Origin of the sequence: Anaeropeptidivorans aminofermentans, from assembly GCF_940670685.1 — a bacterium.
Lineage (GTDB): Bacteria > Bacillota > Clostridia > Lachnospirales > UBA5962 > Anaeropeptidivorans > Anaeropeptidivorans aminofermentans.
On sequence record NZ_OW711693.1, the window covers coordinates 1,692,166 to 1,712,615 of the forward strand.

18 protein-coding genes are annotated in these 20,450 nt (G+C 36.8%); 12 read left to right on the forward strand and 6 right to left on the reverse strand.

What is annotated here, in order from left to right; translation table 11 throughout:
* The first annotated feature begins 11 nt into the window (after nt 1-11).
* Together grdH and NBX03_RS06975 are read left to right on the forward strand one after the other, a co-directional pair.
* Nucleotides 12-1,334 (forward strand): betaine reductase selenoprotein B, encoded by a 1,323-nt coding sequence (grdH, locus tag NBX03_RS06970; RefSeq protein ID WP_250230030.1) that lies wholly within the window; start codon nt 12-14, stop codon nt 1,332-1,334.
* A gap of 323 nt (nt 1,335-1,657) precedes the next feature.
* A complete protein-coding gene (locus tag NBX03_RS06975; protein WP_250230031.1) occupies nt 1,658-2,218 on the forward strand; it encodes a DUF3841 domain-containing protein in 561 nt (186 codons plus the stop codon).
* Nucleotides 2,219-2,569: 351 nt separating this feature from the next.
* Here NBX03_RS06975 and NBX03_RS06980 read toward each other — a convergent pair whose 3' ends face one another.
* Nucleotides 2,570-3,106, reverse strand: a complete 537-nt coding sequence (locus tag NBX03_RS06980) for a PTS sugar transporter subunit IIA (RefSeq protein ID WP_250230032.1) — start codon at nt 3,104-3,106, stop codon at nt 2,570-2,572.
* Nucleotides 3,107-3,457: 351 nt separating this feature from the next.
* On the opposite strand from NBX03_RS06980, the gene murQ reads away from it, so the two are divergent.
* The 5 genes from murQ (at nt 3,458) to NBX03_RS07005 (ending at nt 9,043) form a co-directional block, all read left to right on the forward strand.
* Nucleotides 3,458-4,360 (forward strand): N-acetylmuramic acid 6-phosphate etherase, encoded by a 903-nt coding sequence (gene murQ, locus NBX03_RS06985; RefSeq protein ID WP_250230033.1) that lies wholly within the window; start codon nt 3,458-3,460, stop codon nt 4,358-4,360.
* Between the two features lie 314 nt (nt 4,361-4,674).
* The gene (locus tag NBX03_RS06990; RefSeq protein WP_250230034.1) at nt 4,675-6,135 is read left to right on the forward strand and encodes a PTS transporter subunit EIIC; all 1,461 of its coding nucleotides are present in this window, start codon (nt 4,675-4,677) and stop codon (nt 6,133-6,135) included.
* On the forward strand, nt 6,113-7,180 hold the full coding sequence (locus tag NBX03_RS06995; protein WP_250230035.1) for a MupG family TIM beta-alpha barrel fold protein: 1,068 nt from the start codon (nt 6,113-6,115) through the stop codon (nt 7,178-7,180). Before NBX03_RS06990 ends, NBX03_RS06995 begins: the two co-directional genes overlap by 23 nt.
* Before the next feature lie 464 nt (nt 7,181-7,644).
* Nucleotides 7,645-8,541 carry a MurR/RpiR family transcriptional regulator gene (locus NBX03_RS07000; RefSeq protein WP_250230036.1) on the forward strand — a complete coding sequence of 299 codons (897 nt, stop codon included), beginning with the start codon at nt 7,645-7,647 and terminating at the stop codon, nt 8,539-8,541.
* 88 nt (nt 8,542-8,629) lie between these two features.
* Nucleotides 8,630-9,043, forward strand: coding sequence for a PTS sugar transporter subunit IIA (locus NBX03_RS07005; RefSeq protein ID WP_250230037.1), 414 nt, complete (start codon nt 8,630-8,632; stop codon nt 9,041-9,043).
* Between the two features lie 164 nt (nt 9,044-9,207).
* On the opposite strand, the gene NBX03_RS07010 is transcribed toward NBX03_RS07005, so the two are convergent.
* Nucleotides 9,208-9,969 carry a DeoR/GlpR family DNA-binding transcription regulator gene (locus tag NBX03_RS07010; protein ID WP_250230038.1) on the reverse strand — a complete coding sequence of 254 codons (762 nt, stop codon included), beginning with the start codon at nt 9,967-9,969 and terminating at the stop codon, nt 9,208-9,210.
* A gap of 229 nt (nt 9,970-10,198) precedes the next feature.
* Between NBX03_RS07010 and NBX03_RS07015 the strand changes: the two genes are divergently transcribed.
* The 4 genes from NBX03_RS07015 to NBX03_RS07030 all read left to right on the forward strand — a co-directional run bounded on the left by NBX03_RS07015 (nt 10,199) and on the right by NBX03_RS07030 (nt 13,599).
* A complete protein-coding gene (locus NBX03_RS07015) occupies nt 10,199-10,669 on the forward strand; it encodes a PTS system mannose/fructose/N-acetylgalactosamine-transporter subunit IIB (RefSeq protein WP_250230039.1) in 471 nt (156 codons plus the stop codon).
* 503 nt (nt 10,670-11,172) lie between these two features.
* Nucleotides 11,173-11,943, forward strand: coding sequence for a PTS mannose/fructose/sorbose/N-acetylgalactosamine transporter subunit IIC (locus tag NBX03_RS07020; protein ID WP_250230040.1), 771 nt, complete (start codon nt 11,173-11,175; stop codon nt 11,941-11,943).
* Entirely contained in the window at nt 11,936-12,778 is an 843-nt protein-coding gene (locus tag NBX03_RS07025; protein WP_250230041.1) for a PTS system mannose/fructose/sorbose family transporter subunit IID, read from the forward strand. The genes NBX03_RS07020 and NBX03_RS07025 overlap by 8 nt, the downstream gene beginning before the upstream one ends.
* A 17-nt stretch (nt 12,779-12,795) precedes the next feature.
* Nucleotides 12,796-13,599 carry a BtpA/SgcQ family protein gene (locus NBX03_RS07030; RefSeq protein WP_250230042.1) on the forward strand — a complete coding sequence of 268 codons (804 nt, stop codon included), beginning with the start codon at nt 12,796-12,798 and terminating at the stop codon, nt 13,597-13,599.
* Between the two features lie 134 nt (nt 13,600-13,733).
* Here the strand turns inward: NBX03_RS07030 and NBX03_RS07035 are convergent, their stop codons facing one another.
* The 4 genes from NBX03_RS07035 to NBX03_RS07050 all read right to left on the reverse strand — a co-directional run bounded on the left by NBX03_RS07035 (nt 13,734) and on the right by NBX03_RS07050 (nt 18,885).
* A complete protein-coding gene (locus tag NBX03_RS07035) occupies nt 13,734-15,086 on the reverse strand; it encodes an alanine/glycine:cation symporter family protein (RefSeq protein ID WP_250230043.1) in 1,353 nt (450 codons plus the stop codon).
* A gap of 438 nt (nt 15,087-15,524) precedes the next feature.
* Entirely contained in the window at nt 15,525-16,388 is an 864-nt protein-coding gene (locus NBX03_RS07040; RefSeq protein WP_250230044.1) for a DNA-binding domain-containing protein, read from the reverse strand.
* A 1-nt stretch (nt 16,389) separates the two neighbouring features.
* On the reverse strand, nt 16,390-17,649 hold the full coding sequence (locus NBX03_RS07045; protein WP_250230045.1) for an ATP-binding protein: 1,260 nt from the start codon (nt 17,647-17,649) through the stop codon (nt 16,390-16,392).
* Nucleotides 17,650-17,988: 339 nt separating this feature from the next.
* Nucleotides 17,989-18,885, reverse strand: a complete 897-nt coding sequence (locus tag NBX03_RS07050) for a dihydrodipicolinate synthase family protein (protein ID WP_250230046.1) — start codon at nt 18,883-18,885, stop codon at nt 17,989-17,991.
* Nucleotides 18,886-19,450: 565 nt separating this feature from the next.
* Between NBX03_RS07050 and NBX03_RS07055 the strand changes: the two genes are divergently transcribed.
* Nucleotides 19,451-20,422, forward strand: coding sequence for a LysR family transcriptional regulator (locus tag NBX03_RS07055; protein WP_250230047.1), 972 nt, complete (start codon nt 19,451-19,453; stop codon nt 20,420-20,422).
* The last annotated feature ends 28 nt before the right edge of the window (nt 20,423-20,450 follow it).

The following is a 20,450-nucleotide window of genomic DNA, read 5'->3' on the forward strand; positions in this document are numbered from 1 at the left end:
GAGGTGTACAGATGAAAAAGGCTATTTTATATATAAATCAGTTTTTCGGTCAAATAGGCGGAGAAGATGTGGCGGATTATAAGCCCACAATTACAAATGAAACTGTAGGTCCGGCTCTTGCTTTTAAAGCCGCTTTAAAAGATGAAGTGGAAATTACCCATACGATTATCTGCGGAGATAACTTTATGGGAAGTAATACGGAAGAAGCCATCGAAACCATTTTAGGCTTTCTTTCAGATAAAGAGTTTGATATATTCTTTGCCGGTCCTGCGTTTTTAGCAGGAAGATACGGTGCAGCCTGCGGCCATATTGCAAAGGCCGTAAAAGAAAAATTCAATGTACCTGTAATTACTTCTATGAACGTTGAAAATCCCGGCGTTGAGATGTTCAGGAAGGAAATGTATATCTTTAAAGGCGGAAACAGCGCTGCCGCCATGAGAAAAGATGTTCAAAATATGGCGAAATTCGCCCTTAAATTATTAAAGGGTGAAAAGCTTCTTTCAGCCAACGAAGAGGGCTATTTTGGCAGAGGTATCAGGAGACAAATTTGGCTTGAGCCTCCTGTAAAGGCTACAGAAAGAGTTATTGATATGCTCCTCAAAAAAATCAATGGCGAGCCTTATCAAACAGAGCTTCCAATTGCTATGTCCGACAGGGTTGCTATAGCCCCTGCTATTTCACCAGAAGATTTAAGGAAAATGGAAGTTGCTCTTGTAACTACAGGCGGTATTGTTCCTGTTGGAAACCCTGATAGAATTCAATCTGCCTCTGCTACAAAATTCGGCAGGTATGATATTGCTGATCTTGACGATTTCAGAGTGGGCGAATACATGACGATTCACGCAGGATACGACCCGGCAGCAGCTAATAATGACCCTGACGTATGCGTTCCTCTTGATGCTATGAGAAAATACGAAAAAGAGGGCAAAATCGGCGGTATATTCAAATATTTCTACACAACTGTAGGAACAGGAACCACCCAGGCAGAAGCTTCCAAAATGGGCAAGGCTATTGCTGAGGAACTTAATGCAAACGGAATAAAAGCTGTTATTATGACTTCCACCTGAGGTACCTGTACACGTTGCGGTGCAACGATGGTAAAAGAAATTGAAAAGACAGGTATTACAATTGTTCAGATGGCAAACCTTATCCCTGTTGCCAAAACTGTAGGCTCCAATAGAATTGTTCCAACCATCTCTATACCATATCCTCTTGGAGACCCTGCAACAACAGCAGAAGAGCAGTTTAAGCTCAGATACCATAGGGTAGGGGTTGCGTTAGACGCATTAACTACACCGATTACAGAGCAGACAGTTTTTAAAGTAAAATTTTAATGATGCCCTAATTCTAAGGCAAAAACTTACCTCCAATTTGTTTATGCCTTATATAAAACTCTCCTTAGGGAGAGTTTTATTTTTACATATGGTTAATTTACTTTTATTCCGGCTGTATCGTCATGAAATAAAGCAAAAGTAAATTGATCAGAGCCTTTTTAAAGTGCGCCTGCGATAATTGAATTTATAGGAATTGCTGAGCGTTTTCTTCCGTAGAGGCCGAAGCCCTTTATTGCTCTATTATTAGAAATACTATTTTCTATGAACATAATTATAATTTCTATATAGATTTTAATATATCTATTTTAAGAAAGGAGATGTTTATGAAACGAACAGTATGGACAAAGCAGCATAAGGATATTTTGAACGTACTTGAAGAAAAAGGGCGTTTTATTGCCATGAAAGAATATATTCTTCAGGGCAAAGAAGATATATCGCGATTTTATTTTGAGTCCTACAGATGGTATGCCGAAAGAGCGTCAAAGATAGTTGATAAACCGGAAGACGTTCATTATCCCATATGGGTTTCATTAAATAAGGAATCAATTCTTGGCCTTGACCCTGATACGGTTCTTCTTGAAATTGAAATAGACAGTGACCGTGTAGTAGAAATGGATTATTCTAAATGGGGATATGTGGTAAATTACTACTATATACCGGAGAATGAAAAAGATAATCAGCGTCACAATGAATTGCTGGATAAATACGGAATTGACGATTCGACCGCCTATATGACAAGCTTTTATCCTCACATAAAGAAGGAAATAATAAAAAGTTGGGATAGTCTTTTTGATAAGAGCCGGTTTAATTCGAGAGAAAAGGTTGGAACCATTTGGGAAATAAAATCCCAATGGATTAAAAATGTCACTCACTATAAATCCTAATCTATTTTATATAGAAAAATTTAGCAGTATAGAAGCAGATATTGATAATCTTATAAAATATAGTTAATTTGCCTTTTTCTCTATAAAGTATTAGGTTTTGACAGAATAAAAGAAGAAGAAAGCATAAGAATACTCGCTCCGCAAAATACTGTAAATGGTATTTTAATTCAGTCAGGATTTCTTCTATTCCATTTGACAATGCTACTATCTCATATGGATTCAAGTATTAAGTAGGATTTGGATTTGCTTCATAAATTAAAACTGTCTTTTACGAAGTTCATTTTTTGTTACTCAAAAACAAAGTCCATCTTTAAGATGAACTTTGTTTTTTTAGAACGCTTCTATTTAGCTTTATTCAGGCATATCTTTTTTTGTCAATTTAATAATAGTATCCCCTGTATGAACATCTGTAGTTAAAGTTTTTTCAATATTAAATTCAGCTGAATTACTGATGGTTATAGGGGTTATTAATTCATAGCCTTTTGATTTAATTGCGGCCATATCAAATTCTAAAATAAGCTGGCCCTGCTTTACTTCATCTCCGCTTTCAACATGAGCTGTAAAATGTTCTCCACTTAATGAAACCGTATCCTTTCCCACATGGATTAAAACTTCCGCACCTATGGGCGTTTTAATAAATACAGCGTGTTTCGTATGAAAAATTGTTTCAATTTTTCCATCTATGGGAGAATAAAGCTTTCCTTCCAGAGGCTCTATCCCTATGCCGTCTCCAAGCATTCCCGAAGCAAAGGTTTCATCCGGTATTTCGGTTAAAGGTATGATTTTTCCAGACAATGGGCTGGTTAAGTTTTCATAATTGGATATTTCAGCGGTATCCTCTTCTTTATTACCAAAAAGGCGGGAGAAGAATCCCTTTTCACCTGCCATATTAATTCCTCCTTTATATTTCAAGTAAATGATTCAATAAGATTGTATCCATAAGTTGTACATTATACTAAAAAATTTGATTTTTACGGATATATATGAGTATTCAGGGTATTAATAAATTGTATTCAAAGCAATAGGCTTTGTCAATGACTTAAAAGAAAAAACTAAACAACTTGCACTAAAAAATATATTATGTTTCATAAAAACTAACTATAATAGCTAAAAAGTATCGACAAGTGAAACTTTATTTCAATAACTGCGCTTAATATTGATAACAAAATGATTATATATTATTATTCAAATATAATATGGTGCACATAAAAATAGAATATGTTGAAGGGGGCTGTTTGGGTGATTGATCTTAGCAAAATGACAACCGAAACTAGGAATCCAAACACGATGAATCTTGATGAAATGTCATCATTGGAAATAATTACAGTAATGAACGAAGAAGATGCAAATGTACCAAAGGCGATTAAAAACGTTCTTCCTAAAATTGCGCAGGCTGTAGATTGGGTTAAAGAGGCTTTTCTTTCAGGAGGAAGGCTTATCTATATGGGTGCAGGAACAAGCGGAAGGCTTGGTGTCCTTGACGCCTCCGAATGCCCGCCTACTTTTGGGGTTTCACCTGATATGGTTGTGGGAATAATAGCAGGAGGAGATACTGCATTAAGAAATGCCGCTGAGGGTGCCGAAGATGATTACGCTCAGGGGCAGGAAGATTTAATGGATATAGGCCTGAAAGAAAATGATGTTGTTGTGGGCATAGCCGCCAGCGGTCGTACGCCTTATGTAATAGGAGGTCTTGACTATGCTAAAAGCATAGGAAGCCACAGGATTTCCGTAGTGTGCAATTTAAACAGCGAAATGGCTGCCGCATCAGAACTTGCCATAGAGGTAATCCCGGGGCCGGAGGTGCTTACAGGCTCGACAAGGCTTAAAGCAGGCACAGCTCAGAAGCTTGTGCTCAATATGATTTCAACAGCTGCTATGGTAGGCATAGGCAAGGCTTATGAAAATCTTATGGTAGACGTAGTTCCTTCAAACAAAAAGCTTGATGTCAGAGCAGAAAAAATAGTTATGGAAGCTACGGGGGTTAACAAAGACGAAGCAAGAAAGTATATTGACGAAGCCTCCGGTAATGTTAAAACGGCTATAGTTATGATCCTTGCAGGATATAGCTTTGAAGAAGCAAGCAAAAAGCTTAAAGAATGCAACGGTCATGTAAGAATAGCAATAAAGAAAATAAATTGAACCAAGAAAGAACTGTTTCTCAAAGCATGCATCTTGTTATTTCTAAGGGCTTTACAGACCTATGGTCTTTAAAAGGAATGGGAATATTCTATTAAAATAAAGCTGAAGGAAAAATATGGGTAATTTATGCCAAGTAAACTTTTAAAATTATATAAGCGTAAGCTTGTAAGCAGTTCTTCAAGTGAACGCTTCCTTGCAGTTAATAAACAACTGTAATATATAATCCATATTTTCCTTTAACTGAATTTGCTTAGGATATTTCTTAAAGGAGAGTTTGTAAGTAAATAAAATTTAATGAGAGAGGTGTTTAAATTATGACAAACCAAGAATTGTCCGTAAGAATTTTGGAGCTGGTAGGCGGAAAAGAAAACGTTATTTCAGCTGCAAACTGTATGACGCGTCTTCGAGTTAAGCTGAAAGATCCTTCCAAGGCCGATATTGAAGGATTAAAATCCACGGAAGGTGTGCTGGGTGTTGTAGAAGATGCCACATTGCAAATCGTTTTAGGCCCTGGAAAGGCAAGAAAAGTAACCGAATCATTTGTTGCCGAAGCTGGCGTTACATACGTACAGGCAGAGACAGAAGACTGGCAGGCTAACAAGCAGGCGATAAAGAGCGGGCAGAAAGATAATAAACTGAAAGACGCTCTTAGAGTAATAGCAGACATATTCATTCCTATGATACCTGCTATTATTGCCGCAGGTCTTTTCAACGGAGTTGCAAGCCTTCTTTCCCAGACGGCATTTGGCAAGGCGGCTATGACCGGCGGAATAGAAGCAGGCGGTTTCTGGTTTATATTTATAACCATGCTTCAGTTGATCGGCGGCGGTTTCTTAAGCTATTTCGCAATTTACACAGGTATCAATTCTGCCAATAAATTCGGAGCAACGCCTGCTCTCGGCGGAATGATCGGAGCCATGAGTATTATGGGTCAGATTGTTACCATATCTCAAACCTTCGGCCTTTACAATGCAGAAGTTCCTCTGGAATCCATACTTACTACAGGAAAAGGCGGTATCATAGGTGTTATCGCAGGCGTATGGATACTTTCCAAAATAGAAAAGAAGATACGTAAGATTGTTCCCGATGTCTTGGATTTAATTATTACTCCTTTTGTTACTCTTTTGATTACGGCAGTCCTCTTTGTATTTATCATAATGCCGGCAGCAGGCTTTATATCCGATATTTTAGTTAAGGGGCTTTCTGTAATTATAAATTCATCGAATCCGGTCGTTTCCGTAATATCAGGCTATGTGCTTGCAGCTGTATTTCTTCCTATGGTTCTCCTTGGGCTTCATCACGGATTAATCCCTATTTATTCTGTGCAGCTTGAAACATTTGTGGCTAAAATGGGGGTTCCCGGCGGCGTTACTCTTTTCCCCGTTCTTGCTATGGCAGGGGCAGGTCAGGTAGGCGCAGCGATTGCCATTTACCTTAAAGCACGAAAAGTTAACAACCTTCGCATGCAAAAAACTATTATAGGTGCCCTTCCTGCCGGTTTCTTAGGTGTTGGAGAGCCCCTGATATATGGTGTAACCCTTCCCATGGGTAAACCGTTTATTACTGCCGGTCTTGGAGCAGGTTTCGGCGGAGCCTTTGTAAGGCTCATGGGTGTAGGCGCAACTGCATGGGGGCCTTCAGGCCTTGTTGCCATACCGCTTATGCAGACGGCAGCCATGATGCTTAATTTCTTCTTAGGTCTTGTGATTGCATACGTAGCCGGATTCATTATTACAAGTATATTTATTAAAAATGAAGATGTTGCATCAGCATAATCCTTTAGGCTATTCGGTGTACCTGTCAAGCTTTGACAGGGTACACCGCTTTTTAGAAAATAAAGACACAAAAGACATAGAAATATTTACGTCCCTTCATATCTCAGAAGAATTCGGAGAAGATTACTGCAGGAAGGCCGAGGATATGTGCAGATGGCTTTCTGCAAAAGGCTATCGTATTTTAGCGGATATTTCTAAAAAAACCGTCAATAGCTTCGGTGAAAGTGATATGGTTAAGTTCGCTAAAAGACTGGGGATTTCAAGCTTAAGAATAGACTATGGCTTTACCGATGATGAAATTATAGAAATATCTAAAGGAATTCCTATAGTTCTTAATGCTTCTACAATCAATGAAGCTTTGGCGAAAAAGATAGTGAAATCCGGCGGAAAGGCTTCTGCTATGCATAATTTTTATCCAAGGCCTGAGACAGGGCTTTCAGATAAATTTTTTGCGGAGTCTTCTAAAATGCTTCAAAGTAACGGCATACCTGTATATGCCTTCATACCCGGAGATAAGGAAAAAAGGGGCCCTGTTTTTGAAGGCCTTCCTACTTTGGAAAAACACAGATATTGGCAGCCTTTCAGTGCCTATGCAGATTTCGTCCGAAATTTTAATGTGGACAGTATATTTGTAGGGGATATAGAGATAAGCGAGAAGGAGCTAAGGCTTATTGAGCGCTTTGCAAAGGAAGATATTTTGCCTATTCCGGTAACAGTGGAAGAAAAATATGCTTTTCTCTACGAAAAAGTATTTACTTCAAGGCCGGATTCTCCCGAAGGCGCAATACGCCTTTCAGAATCAAGGGAATATTCATGCTTTGGAGACAGGGTAGAGCCTTCTGAAAAAGCTGAACGCCTAAGGGGAAGCATAACCGTAGATAATATTCTATACGGCAGATATTCAGGTGAACTTCAAATCATCAGAAACAATTACCCGGCTGATGAAAGAGTCAATGTCATAGGCAAAGTAGACGAAAAATACCTTCCTCTCTTAGACTGTGTGCCCAACGGAAGCCAAATTAGGCTTGTTCCGGCAAATATGTGATATTAGAAAAATGTGAATATTCTATGCTTTAAACGGCCCTTTAGGCTTCCGGCAGCCGAAGGTCCGTTTTTCTATATGGAAGAAAAACTTATGAAACTTAAAAAAGACTGTTTTAAGCTTCATGAGTATATTTAATAAAGTATCGTTAACAAATTTGAACATCAATTTGTTAACGATAGAGGGCGCTCATTTAAAATGATTTACAGGCTTATTCTTGTATTATTTTTAAATTTGCTGAGTATAAAGTATACTTTGGGGAATAAGTTTATGATATACTGTAAATATAATTAATCCTGATTATTTATATCATTTGTATAAGTTGGTTATACTTATCCAAGCTCAAACCAGTCTTTTGTTTTAAACTTGAATAAGCTATCCTTAATCTTATAGTAAATCAACTTAGCTTTTTTAGCTGATTTACTGTATTAAGCATTATTTCCGGCTTATTTGATGGAGGGATATTAATGAAAAGTGCTTTGCTTCTTATGAGAGAATCATTAGATACTGCCAGCGCTACGGAAAAAGTTATTATGGAACACTTGCTTAAAAATCCAGAGGATATTTTAAATTCCAGTATACATTCGCTTGCGGAGAAAACATTTTCATCGCCAGCTACGGTACTTCGCATGTGCAGAAAAATAGGATTTAAGGGCTATAAGGAGTTCAGGCAATCGGTAATATACGAGCTTGCTTTGCGAAGAAAAAGCGAGGATGAGGAAAAAAAGGAAATCACAAGGCTTGACAGCCTTGAAGAAATCGTCAATAAAATTACTTATAAAAACATTATATCCCTTGAAGACAGCAAAAACCTTATTGATATAGACGACGTAAGGCGCGCCGTAGATATGATATTTCAGTGTAAAACTGTATATTTATATGGAATCGGCTCTTCCCTTTGCGTGGCAAGGGATTTTTACCTTAAATTTCTAAGGCTTGGAAAGCCCTGTGTTTTAAATGACGACTGGCATTCCCAGCTTCTTCAGGCGAGGAATACCTTCCCGGAAGATTTGGGTATAGCCATTTCCTATTCAGGCCAGACCGTTGAAGTCGTTGAATGCATAAAACAAATGAAAAATAACGGCGCAAAGGTAATTTCAATTACAAGATACGGGGCTTCTCCTGTGACGGAACACAGCGATTTAAAACTATACGTTGCCGCAAATGAATCTACCTTCAGAAGCGGAGCCATGTCTTCAAGAATATCCCAGCTTAATCTTATTGATATTATTTATACGGATTTGGCAAACAGAGCCTACGAACATTCCCTTACCCAATTTTCAAAGACCCATATACATAAGCCCAATATAATAAAAATGAAAAAAGAAACTACTTCAAAAGCTGACGAAAACGACTTAACTTGACAAAAGGATAATAAATGATATAATCAATATCAGTCATACTTAGAGTGAATATGAATTATTATGATTGATTTAAAGTTAGGAGGCTGCTATGAAGAGAAAAAACGTAATAATTACCCATGGAAATATGGCAGAAGGCATATTAAATTCCTGCTCACTATTTTTTGATATAACGGATTATAAGGCTTTTGGCCTTCAGCCCGGAGAAGACGTAGAGCTTTTTTACGATAAAGTTGAAAAAGAGCTGCTAGATGAAAACTATGAAAATATTTTGGTTCTGACGGATATTGTAGGAGGAACCCCATATAATACGGCGACAAAAGTATTCTTAAAAAATAGAGAAATTAAAAACATAGAGATTATTACCGGTGTAAATCTTCCCATGCTTTTAGAATTAGGCTTTAATGAAGAAGACGATATGGAAAAGTTAAAGGAAAAAGCTATAGATGCCGGTCAAGAAGGTATCATGGATTTAAAAAACAAATTAAAAAACCTATATAGTTGACAAACTTGAAAACTTTTTTGTTAACTATAAGGAAGCATTCACTTGAAAAACTGCTTATGAGCTTATGCATGTATAATTTTTTAAGTTCGCATAATATAAATCAATATTTTACATAATCAAACTTTTATCTTTATATAAAAAACCGCGGAATATTCCGCGGTTTTTTAATTTTCTTTAGGAATGTAGATATACTGCTTATATTTTTCATAAAGTACATCGTCGAGTCCGTCATCACAAATTATTTTCGATATCCTTTCTATAGGGGCAAACCGGCAGAGAGAAACTTTTTCAAATTTTGAATGGTCCGCCAGTAAAATGCTTTCCCCGGCTATTTTCATCATGCTTTCTTTAACCTTTGCAACATGGATTTTTGAAGCCGTAATGCCGTAATAGAGGCTTACGCCATTGGCGCCTAAAAAGGCTTTATTTACATGAAACTGATTGTATGCTTCCTCGGCAAAGGTACCGCTTGTGGCCATTGTGTTATTATTTAGATTTCCGCCGATGACAAAAACTTGGCAATTTTTATTTTTCGCCAGGTAATTTATTGACATGGTGTAATTTGTTATGACAAATAAAGATTTGCTTGATTCGCCGATTAATTTTGCAAGCTCTAAAGCGGTGGTTCCGGAATCGAGGACAATGCTGTCGTTTTCTTTAATGAGATTGAAAGCTTTTTCTGCAATCTGCCGCTTTTCAACGCTCATTACATCAGGAAGGAAATTACCGTCGTAAGTATAGTCTACAAAAATACTGCTGGCGCCGCCGTGAGTTCTTATAACTTTTCCGTTTGCGTCTAAATCTGCTAAATCTCTGCGGATAGTCGCTTCTGAAACATTCAAATAATTTTTTAAATCCTGCATAGATACGAATTTCATATCGTTTATTAAGCTCAGCATTTTTTTTCTTCTTTCATAAGCTTTCAATTTGTATTCCTCCGTATTGAACAGGTTGATTGATAGAATTATTATAATTGCGGTTTAAAAAATTGTCAACTTTAAACGCTCAAATACTGGCAAAAATGAATATATATTTCATCAAAATTATAGTATAAATTCTAATTGACAAACAAAATGAAGCTTGATATACTCAAAACATGAAAAAACAATCAAAATAAGACTGAAATGTGATTGATTATGACGGGGAGGGTTAATTATGAAAATTGCATTAGTGAGGCTTGATGAGCGTCTGATCCATGGGCAGGTCATGACGGCATGGGTTTCATACTGCGGCGCAAAGGAAATTATTGTAATCGACGATGAGGTATATGCTGATGAATTTACGAGGGAAATCCTTATGCTCTCCGTATTGGGAGGCATTAAAATCGATATTTTAAGCGTTGAAAAGTTTAAAGAGAAATTTGAAAGCTCTAAAGATGATACGCCTGTATTGATTTTATATAAGACGCCGAAATACGTCCTTAACACCATAAAGGCAGGCATCAAGCTTGATGAGCTTATGGTAGGCAATATGGGCTCCGGAAAGGATAGGGAACGGGTATCTAATACCGTCTATATGTCGCCTGCAGAAAAGAAGATATTTGAAGAAATATCTGATACGGGGTGCAATGTTTATTTAAGAATGATGCCGAAAGAACCGGCTGTACCCTTTAAGGAAATTCAGTAACAGCCGAAATGATTTAGAAATGAAAACTATGCTAAGCATGTTTTGAAACATTAAATCTTAGTTTATTTGCCTGAAAGAAATTTCTTAATCAAAAATACTCAAAATGCACTTGGGCTCGCCTTATGAAATCCCAAGGGCTTTATAATAGAATTTATTTTAATCCCAATTGCGTAAGGCTAAAAAGACAAAATATTCTTTGATATTTTAACGCTGTCCGTTTCAAGGCAATAGTGGTTTTTTATAAAAGCGGTTTTCTTTTCCAAGGGAAAGAAAAAGCTTAAAGAGTATTTCTGTGTTTTCTCAGGATTTTTGCTTCGTAAAACCTGAGTATAATGCCTTTGACATTATACTATACGGCTATCTGGATTTCAATTTTTGAGGCGAAATCTCCACTGATATTCCGATTTCAAAACATGCCCTAATTGCAGGAACAATTATGTTCTGCAATTTAGTATTAATTTTCATTTCTTCTTCGGCTTAAACTATTAAGAGGAGGTCAGAGTATGAATTTATTTTTACAATCTTTAATTGTGGGCTTGATTACCTGGTATGTAGCTACTGCTATGCCCATGTTCCTAAGATGGTCCTTTTATTTTGGTGCGCCCCTTGTGGGAGGCTTAGTGAACGGATTGCTTTTCGGCAATTTGGCCCTGGGGCTTCAAACAGGCGCTGTAATTCAAATGGCTTATCTTGGAACAATTGCTGTTGGAGGTTCTCTTCCATCGGACCTTGCCATAGCAGGATATCTGGGTACGGCTCTTGCGGTTTCTGCAAACCTAGAGCCGGAGGCTGCCCTAACTGTAGCTATTGCCCTTGGTGCATTAGGGCTTCTTTGCTTTAACGTTAAAATGACAATGAATGCTATTTGGGTGCAAAGGGCCGACAAATATGCCGTTGCCGGTGATATAAAAGGTATTCGTAATATGAATCTCTTTGCCTCTCAGATATTTCCCTTTATTACATATGCAATACCCTCGTTTCTTGCGGTCTATTTCGGTTCTCAGTTATTAGAAAGCATTATGTCGGTTATACCTCCCGTTATAATTTCAGGTCTTAAAATTACCGGAGGGCTTATCCCTGCCCTTGGAATTTCAATGCTTCTTTCCTATGTTTGGAAGATAAAATACGTTCCTTATTTTGTAATTGGTTTTATACTTGTATCTTATTTAAAGCTTGATATTACTTTTATTGCAATTCTTGGTATATGCGTTGCCGCTATATATGTTTTGGGAAATAAGGATAAAGACGGAAAGGAAGGTGCTATAAATGGATAATTCTAATGCAGCTGTTGCAAAGGCTTCAAATAAGCTTGAAAAAAGAGACCTTATAAAAGTATGGCTTACATGGATATGCTATGGCCAGATTTGCTACAATTATGAACGCCTTATGGGCCTTGGTTTTTGTCATGCCATTTCCCATGCCATTAAAAAGCTCTATACAGATAAAGATGATATTGCTGCCGCTCTCACAAGGCATATGGCTTTTTATAATACCGAAAACACATGGGGTGCAATCATTATAGGGATTGTAACGGCAGTAGAAGAAGAAAAGGCGGCATCGGGCAATGTGGATGATTCTTTTATAAATAACCTTAAGGTTTCGCTCATGGGGCCTATTGCCGGAATAGGGGACTCCATTACCCAAGGTATTGTTAAAGTTATCCTTCTTGGCATCGGTGTAGGCCTTGCCCAGGAAGCCAATGCCTTCGGCCCTGTATTTTATGTTTTAGCATTTACTGCATATGCTCTTATTGTAAGCGGTTTCCTTTTCTTCTCAGGATATAATACAGGAAAGACATTTGTAATAAAACTGCTTTCATCTAATTTAATGAAAAGCGTAACAGATGCTATGAAAATAGTTACTATGATGGTTGTGGGAGCCCTTGCGGCAACTTCCATTAAGGCTACGACTGCATTAAGCGTAACCATAGATGAAAGCCCAATTATTATACAGGACATATTAAATAAAATATTCCCTAATATGCTTCCTTTAGCTGTCTTAGGGCTTGTATTTTATCTTTACTTTAAAAAGAAAAAATCTACAGTATATATTTTAATTACGCTTTTTATAATCGGCTTTGTATGTGCATTCTTTAAAATATTGGCGTAATATATCAGGAGGAAATTATGACAAAGATTCAGGAACATCAGGAATTATTTAAAACGAAAGCGCCCTTAATCGGTTGTGTGCATTTCATGCCTTTACCGGGAACTCCTCACTATGACCCTACAGTATCCATGGCAGAACATGTTAAAAGAGCAAAAAGAGAAGCCAAAGCTTTGGAAGAGGCAGGATTTGACGCTATTATATTTGCCAATGAAGGAGACAGGCCTTACCTTTTTGAAGTAGGCCCGGAAATTATAGCTTCTTATACGAGAATTGCAACAGAAGTAATTCAAGATGTAAATATTCCCTATGGCTGCGGTGTGTTAATGGATGCTAAAGCTGCCATAAGCATAGCAAATGCAATAGGGGCCAAGTTCATAAGAGGATATATTTCAGGTACTTATTCAGATACATATGGCTTTCATCAAATAAGACCGGCAGATATTTATAGGTTTAAGAAAAATATAGGGGCGGACGATGTTCGTTTATACAGCTATTTTTCAGCCCACGGCGGGGTAATCCTTGACGATAGAGGCATTGAAAGAGTAGTTGAAGATGCTTTAGGCGTTTTAGAGCCGGCAGGTATTCTTGTTACCGATAAGGCAGGCACTACCCCGGATTTTGAACAGGTAATAACCCTTAAGAAAAATCATCCTAATACGCCCGTATTGATTACAAGTGGAATTAATAACAGCAATGTAAAACAGGCGCTTGAAATAGGAGATGGCTGCGTTGTAGGAACAAATTTAAAATATGACGGCATTATCTGGAACGAAATAGATCCGGAAAGAGCCAAAAAGTTTGTTGAAACAGCAAGAGGATAGTAATTATGCTAAGTGAACTTGAAAAAAATGCAAGTGTAAGTTTGTAAGTCTTTTTAAGTTTGGTAACGATAATACTAAAAATAAGAGCTGCCTGATTTACAGGCAGCTCTTATTTTAATATGAATTAATTTATGCTATTTTTTATTTTGCTCATATTCCTTTGTAAGCTTTACTACGACACCGCTTAAGGCGAGAAGAGCAATAACGTTTGGTATAACCATGAATCCGTTAAAAAGGTCTGCCAATGCCCAAACAAAGTCAACCTTGAGCGTACAGCCTATTGCTACGAATACAGCTACTAAAATGGAATATACAGGAATTGCTTTTTTACCGAAAAGATATTTAACATTAGCCTGCCCGAAGAAATACCAGCCTACGATTGTTGCAAAAGCAAAGAAAAGAACGGATATTGCAACGAGAACATATCCCATATTTCCGAGAACACTTGCAAAAGCAGACTGCGTAAGCTCGATACCTGTTAATTTTCCATCGAGAGAACCTGTAGTAAGTATAACGAGAACTGTCATAGGAAGAAGAATAATCGTATCTATGAATACGCCCATCATTGCTACAAGACCCTGGTCACAAGGGTGCTTAACCTTGGCGAGGGCATGTGCATGAGGAGTTGAACCCATACCGGCTTCATGGGTAAACAAACCTCTCGCAACGCCGTATCTTATGGCCTGCTGAATGGTTACGCCGAGAACACCGCCGAGAACGGCATCAGGATTAAAAGCACCTACGAATATTTGTACAAAAGAAGGTATAATCATGTCTGCTCTGGCAAAAATAACGATAAAAGAAGATATTGTAAAGAAAACGGCCATTAAAGGAACGATTTTTTCTGTAACTGATACGATACGCTGAACTCCGCCTAAAAATACAATAAGGGCTAAAATAGCGAGGGCTATTCCTGTTATATAAGAAGGAATTCCAAAAGCAGCCTGCATTGCTCCGCCTATGGAGTTGGCCTGAACCATATTTCCCATGAAACCGAGAGCAAATATAATAAGCACGGAAAATATTGCCGCGATAGTTTTTCCTGTAGTGCCTTTAAAGGCAGCCTGTATGTAGTAAACCGGTCCGCCCACAACTTCGCCGTTTACAACAGTTTTATACTTTTGGGCCAAGGTTGCTTCAGCGTAAATGATTGCCATACCAAGGATTGCGCTTACCCACATCCAGAAAACGGAGCCTGGGCCGCCAAGTACCATAGCGGTAGCAACACCCGCAAGGTTTCCTGTACCTATTTGCGCCGCAATTGAAGTAGCAAGGGATTGAAAAGAAGTCATACCCTCAGCTCCGGCCTTATCTCCCTTAAGGCTTATGGAACCAAATGTAGCTTTAAAGCTTTGACCAAACTTCCTGAATTGTACAAAGTTCAGCCGAATTGTGAAAAACAGTCCGGTACCGCAAAGAAGTGCGATTAAAAGCACGTCCCAAATGAGACCATTCAGCTTATCAACAATACTGTAGAGCATTTCCATATAAACACATCTCCTCACATAAAAAAATATATAATAGTTTCAAAAAACTACTATATACTTATTTTATAATAAGGGTTTCCAAAAACTACGAAAAATATCAAAAAGTTATAAAGGCGAATCGTTAAAAAAGTAACTTTAACAAAATATACAAAAATTGAACAGTGTTTTTAAACAATATTACCGGTAAATATAGCTAAAACATATTATTGTAAATAATAGTGAAGAAACTTCAAAAAGACCAGGTTTATTCACTGTAGACTAAGGAAAATTTATCATTGTAGTAGATTTCTTATAAAGAAGCAACTAAAATCTATTCCTTAAAGAATCAAAATGCGGATTTCCTTCGGAAACTGTACATTTTATCTACATAAATATACGGTTTTGTTACTATTAATTTTGAATTTACTATAAATTTAAAATAAAAGACGGTTTTCAAGTTTAATAAGTATAGATGATATCGGAAAGGGCATAAATAAAATTTCGCAAAGAGACTTTTCCCCTTTGGCTCGATTTTCCCCTAAGATAATCCATTTCCTTCTTAATTTGTTCAAATTGAAAAAGAACATTAGCATATTCGCTGAATACGTCATTATTATAGTCTTCAAGACCCATATGGACGATATTTGTCATAGCCTGGGAAACGGCTCTACGCATACGCTGCTCCATAGATTTAGGACTTTGGCTGTATAAAGAACATAAGTCGGTGATGCTTGGCTTTGTTTTATCCAATCCATTTTGTACAATATGGCAGACGATTGTGCATATATCCTTAGAAGCAGGGTCGCCTCCGATTCCAAGTCTATGAAGAATCGAGGTTATTTTTGTTTCCATAGGTTTTAAGACGGAAATGCCGTTAAGGGTATCGGCAGATGGGTTATTTTTTTCCGTTTCGCTTTGAAAAATAGAGTATATTTTCTTATAGGTTCTATCCATATTTATAAAGCTTTTAACCCTATTTATCACATTTACGACTTCGATGCTGTTGACGGGCTTTTGAATAAAAAATTCGATTCCGGCGTCATAAGCTTTTTCAATCATATCTTTTGAGGATACCTGACTTAACATGATATAACTTACATTGTTTAACTTTTTAGAAGATTTTTTTATAAAGCTTATTCCATCAAGCTCCGGCATAAGAAGATCTACGATTATAATATCAGGTCTTGTATGGGATAACTCGTCAAGGGCATCGTTGGGATCGGCAAACATTCCGCAAACATTTCCCAAGTCATTCTTTTCTATTATTATTTTTAATATGCTTAAGACAGCTCTGTCATCATCTATAAGAAAAAAGTTGCTCATATTAACCCTCCAATATTTTAATAGGTAGTTTAAGAGTGAATTTTGTATGCCCGTCTGCACTCTCCATTTCCAGCTTTCCGCTGAAATTTTCTTCAACGATTTCTTTAACAATAGGGAGGCCAAGGCCTCTGTTTATTTCGCCGGTATCCTCATTTATTTTATTTGAAAAGCCAGGGGTGAATATTCTATCTATATAATCTTCGTCTACACCGCCGCAGTCGTCCGCCACTGTTAAAATAAAAAATTCACCATCAGATGTTTCTCTAAGCCAGATGTTTCCAGCCTCGTCTCCTGCAGCATCGATGGAATTTGAAATAAGATTATGGAGAACGGACATTAAATAATAATGCTTCGTCGTATAGAAATTATGGTCATATTCAATAAAAAGCTTAATATTTTTATCAGAACCGGATATTAGGCTTTTATCAAGTATATTGCATATATCCTTAAATTCCATTCCTACGTTTAGATTTGTGTTTAATAAAGCCTTTTCTATACCCCTTGTAATTAGGATATACTCTTTTTTTACCTCGTGAATATCCTTTGCAATACCCATGGCGGTTTTGCCGTAAGCCTTTGCTTCGGGTATCTTTTCAAGCTCATTATAGAGGCTAAAGGCATCAGAAACTGTTCGCTCTATAAGAGCTGCGCTTTTTTTCAGCCAGAAAATTTCACTGTTTAAATTGCTGCTCATAATCAAAAGCTGCCGATAGCGAATTGCATCGTCTCTTTTTATAACCAGGATGCCATAGTGTTCAAGAGAGGCAAGGACAACAAGAGATAAAAGGGAACGAAGAATTGCAACAATAAAAAGGCCTAAAAGAACATGGGGCATAAAAGCATTAAAATCAAGCCTTATGAAAAGCTCGGCAGTATTTGAGGCAATGTCTATAATGACAAGAGGAATAAAGTTTCTATATCTATTGCTATAATTGGCATGCTTTACGAAATAAAGCCTAAGGAGCAATCCATATACAATATAAAAAGCCATTTCAGGCACACAGTTAGCCAATACGCCGGAAACTGTCTGATATTCATATAAATATAAAAGTATCCTTAATATTACCACCCCTATGGAGGAAAAGAGGGCAGTGGTAAAAAGAGGAAAGCCTTTAGATAAAAAGCCGAAAATAGGAAGGAATATGATGGCTACGGAAATTACAAAGTTAGGGGTAACAAGGTTGATGTTTATCATTGCAAAAATAACGATAAGAAAAGTACCCATAGCCGCTTTTTTTAAAACAGGTTTTAAATTTGTCATATGAATGCCTCTTTGGTATTTTAATTTTGAGATTTGAACACTTTACTGTAAATCGGCACAAAGGTTTTATAAACATGTTTTTCTATAATATTTTACCATAGTTTTTGCCTTGTGCATAAATATATTATTAAAAGGATATTTTATTGATTCTCCATAAAAAATAGCAGCATAAAACGCTGCTATAGAATAAGTATTTATGTATAATAAATTTCTTATAAAGAAGTAACAAAACCTATTCACTAGGGATTCAAAAACACAGGTTTCATTTGGAAACCGTATATTTTTGAACCCTCGTGAATATACGGTTTTGTTACTGTTTCACTTAAAACTTATTATAGATTATAAAAGGCCTGCCTCTCCAAGTATTTTTTCAAGCTCTTTCTTATCATTTTCTTTTATTTGAAGCATGGGTTTTCTTACATATCCCCCGTTAAATCCAAGAAGGTCACAGGCATACTTTAATCCTGCTATTCCGTATTTACCTGTTACTGCACTGTTAACAGGAAAGACTCTTTCATAAATCTCCTGGGATTTTTTATAATTTCCGGCGTCATATTCCTTTTGAATATTTACACATTCTTCAGGGCAGCAATTTACAAGAGCCATTACGGAAGCTTCTATGCCTAATGTAAGGGCAGGGTACCATGCGGAAGCTGTTCCCACCATTAAATTAAAATCATTGTCTCCTACGGCCCTTTTTAAATCTATAAGCTGAGGGATGCTTCCGGAGCTATCTTTCATTCCTATAATATTAGGGTGGCCGGCTAATGCAGAGACTGCTTTAGGCGAAATATTCACATGGGTAAATTTTGTTACATTGTAAATAAGAGCAGGTATTTCTATCTCATCGGCAACTTCTGTATAATACCCTATAAGAGCCTCATCATTCATATTTGAGCCATAGTAGAAAGGGGTTACCAAGAGGGCGGCGTCTGCCCCTAATTGAGCGGCCTTATTTGTAAGCTTTATGGTTTCTTTTGTAGATTCGAGGGCTGTGCCTACAAGCACGGGGATTCCGTCTTTTTTATTTTCAACGGTAAGCCTTATAAGCTCAAGCTTTTCTTCTTCATTCAAATATACGGTTTCGCTGTTTGAACCGAGAACGAGGTATCCGCCCAAGTCGTAATTGTTCCATTTTTTTACATTGACGATATGTTTGTCATAGTCTACATCGCCATTTTCTTTAAACGGAGTTATCATAGGCGGGATTACGCCCTTAAGCTTAAAAAATGCCATTGGTATCACCCTTTCATATTTATAAAATAAAATATCAAATACTTTGTATTTTGATATAAAAAATACGATTTATAAGAAAAAATATGTTTAAACTAAGCTCTTTATATAGAGTAATTATACATAATTACGTCATAGTTGACTATTAAAAAAAACCACTATATAATATCTAAATATTAAAACTTGTATTTTTAAACATAAAGTAATATAGCTTTAAGGCAGTAACAAAAACCTATTTTTCATAAATGGCTTCATCTATAGAAGCGCTTAAATGAAGCCATTCAAAATATACGCTTTTTGTTACCCTATTTAAGGTATATTACTATAGTAAGTTTCTAATAAAGAAGCAACAAAGCTTTATTTATAAGAGTCTCAAAAATATGGATTTTCTTCAGAAACATAGCGGGCTGCCTTTATACAGCAGTAAGATAATGAGATTTTCAATAAATAAAATCAAATAAAGGCAATTTCACAAAATGCGATTTCCTGTATTTCTTCTAAAACGCATTTTAAGTCTAATTGAAGATACGGTTTTGCTACTGTTTATTTTTAAATTTACGATAGTATATTGGAGCTTGAATTTTTATTCGCAGAATTTATTTCGGGGGTGAGTTGTATCAATATTTTAGGCATAAAAACTTTTCTGGCAATCGTCGAGACAAATAGTCTTGCTAAGGCCGCGGAAAAGCTTTTTCTTTCTCAGTCTACCGTAAGCTACAGGCTTAATGAGCTGGAGCAGGAGCTGGGGATTCAGCTGATAATGAGAGAGCAGGGGAAAAGATTCATAACCCTTACAAGAGAAGGAGAGGAGTTTATAGCCATTGCCGAAAGATGGCTTTCTTTGGAAAGAGATACCGATGACTGGAAGAATAAAGGCCAAGATAATATGTATTTAAAGATAGGCTCGGTAGATAGCCTCAATTCTTATATTTTTCCGCCTCTTTTCAGAAGCATTATATCAGGAGATAATCCCTTTACTATCAATGTAAGTTCTCATTGGACCTTTACGGTATATAATCTTTTAAAAAACTATGAGCTTGATTTGGGCCTTGTACTGGGAATCATCAATTTTAGCGATATTTTAAGCTATCCTGTATTTCAGGAAAAGCTGGTGCTTGCAACATACGATTATTCCAGAAAATTCACCGGCAAAGAAGAAATAAGCCCCTGTACGCTTGACCCTGAAAATGAAATATACGTTAACTGGGGAACGGACTATGTAAGCTGGCATGATAAATGGTGGGACCCTACAAAAAGGAAAAACCTTGTCGTAGATACGGCTGGCCTTGTGATGCAGTTTTTAAAAATATCGGATTATTGGTCTATAGTACCTTTGTCTATAGGTTCATTCCTCCAAAAAAATGATAAGGACATAAAACTATTCGAGATTTCAGAGCCTAAGCCCAAAAGAATATGCTATTTAGTAAAGCACAGATACCCTAAATTAAGCAGTACAAAGGCAATAGAAGTTTTTGAAGAGCAGCTGGATATTTTCATAAAAGGCTGCAGCTTTTTAAATACAAATACAGAAATAGAGTAAGTATCATTGTATAAATTTTAATATATCA

What these genes read in the sequence shown, in the direction of transcription:
- NBX03_RS07020 (WP_250230040.1), top strand. Translation starts at nt 11,173, where the DNA reads ATGAATTTATTTTTACAATCTTTAATTGTGGGCTTGATTACCTGGTAT.
- NBX03_RS06990 (WP_250230034.1), top strand. Translation starts at nt 4,675, where the DNA reads ATGACAAACCAAGAATTGTCCGTAAGAATTTTGGAGCTGGTAGGCGGA.
- NBX03_RS07025 (WP_250230041.1), top strand. Translation starts at nt 11,936, where the DNA reads ATGGATAATTCTAATGCAGCTGTTGCAAAGGCTTCAAATAAGCTTGAA.
- NBX03_RS06975 (WP_250230031.1), top strand. Translation starts at nt 1,658, where the DNA reads ATGAAACGAACAGTATGGACAAAGCAGCATAAGGATATTTTGAACGTA.
- NBX03_RS06995 (WP_250230035.1), top strand. Translation starts at nt 6,113, where the DNA reads ATGAAGATGTTGCATCAGCATAATCCTTTAGGCTATTCGGTGTACCTG.
- NBX03_RS07035 (WP_250230043.1), bottom strand. Translation starts at nt 15,086, where the DNA reads ATGGAAATGCTCTACAGTATTGTTGATAAGCTGAATGGTCTCATTTGG.
- NBX03_RS07015 (WP_250230039.1), top strand. Translation starts at nt 10,199, where the DNA reads ATGAAAATTGCATTAGTGAGGCTTGATGAGCGTCTGATCCATGGGCAG.
- NBX03_RS06980 (WP_250230032.1), bottom strand. Translation starts at nt 3,106, where the DNA reads ATGGCAGGTGAAAAGGGATTCTTCTCCCGCCTTTTTGGTAATAAAGAA.
- NBX03_RS07050 (WP_250230046.1), bottom strand. Translation starts at nt 18,885, where the DNA reads ATGGCATTTTTTAAGCTTAAGGGCGTAATCCCGCCTATGATAACTCCG.
- NBX03_RS07040 (WP_250230044.1), bottom strand. Translation starts at nt 16,388, where the DNA reads ATGAGCAACTTTTTTCTTATAGATGATGACAGAGCTGTCTTAAGCATA.
- NBX03_RS07000 (WP_250230036.1), top strand. Translation starts at nt 7,645, where the DNA reads ATGAAAAGTGCTTTGCTTCTTATGAGAGAATCATTAGATACTGCCAGC.
- NBX03_RS07005 (WP_250230037.1), top strand. Translation starts at nt 8,630, where the DNA reads ATGAAGAGAAAAAACGTAATAATTACCCATGGAAATATGGCAGAAGGC.
- NBX03_RS07045 (WP_250230045.1), bottom strand. Translation starts at nt 17,649, where the DNA reads ATGACAAATTTAAAACCTGTTTTAAAAAAAGCGGCTATGGGTACTTTT.
- NBX03_RS07030 (WP_250230042.1), top strand. Translation starts at nt 12,796, where the DNA reads ATGACAAAGATTCAGGAACATCAGGAATTATTTAAAACGAAAGCGCCC.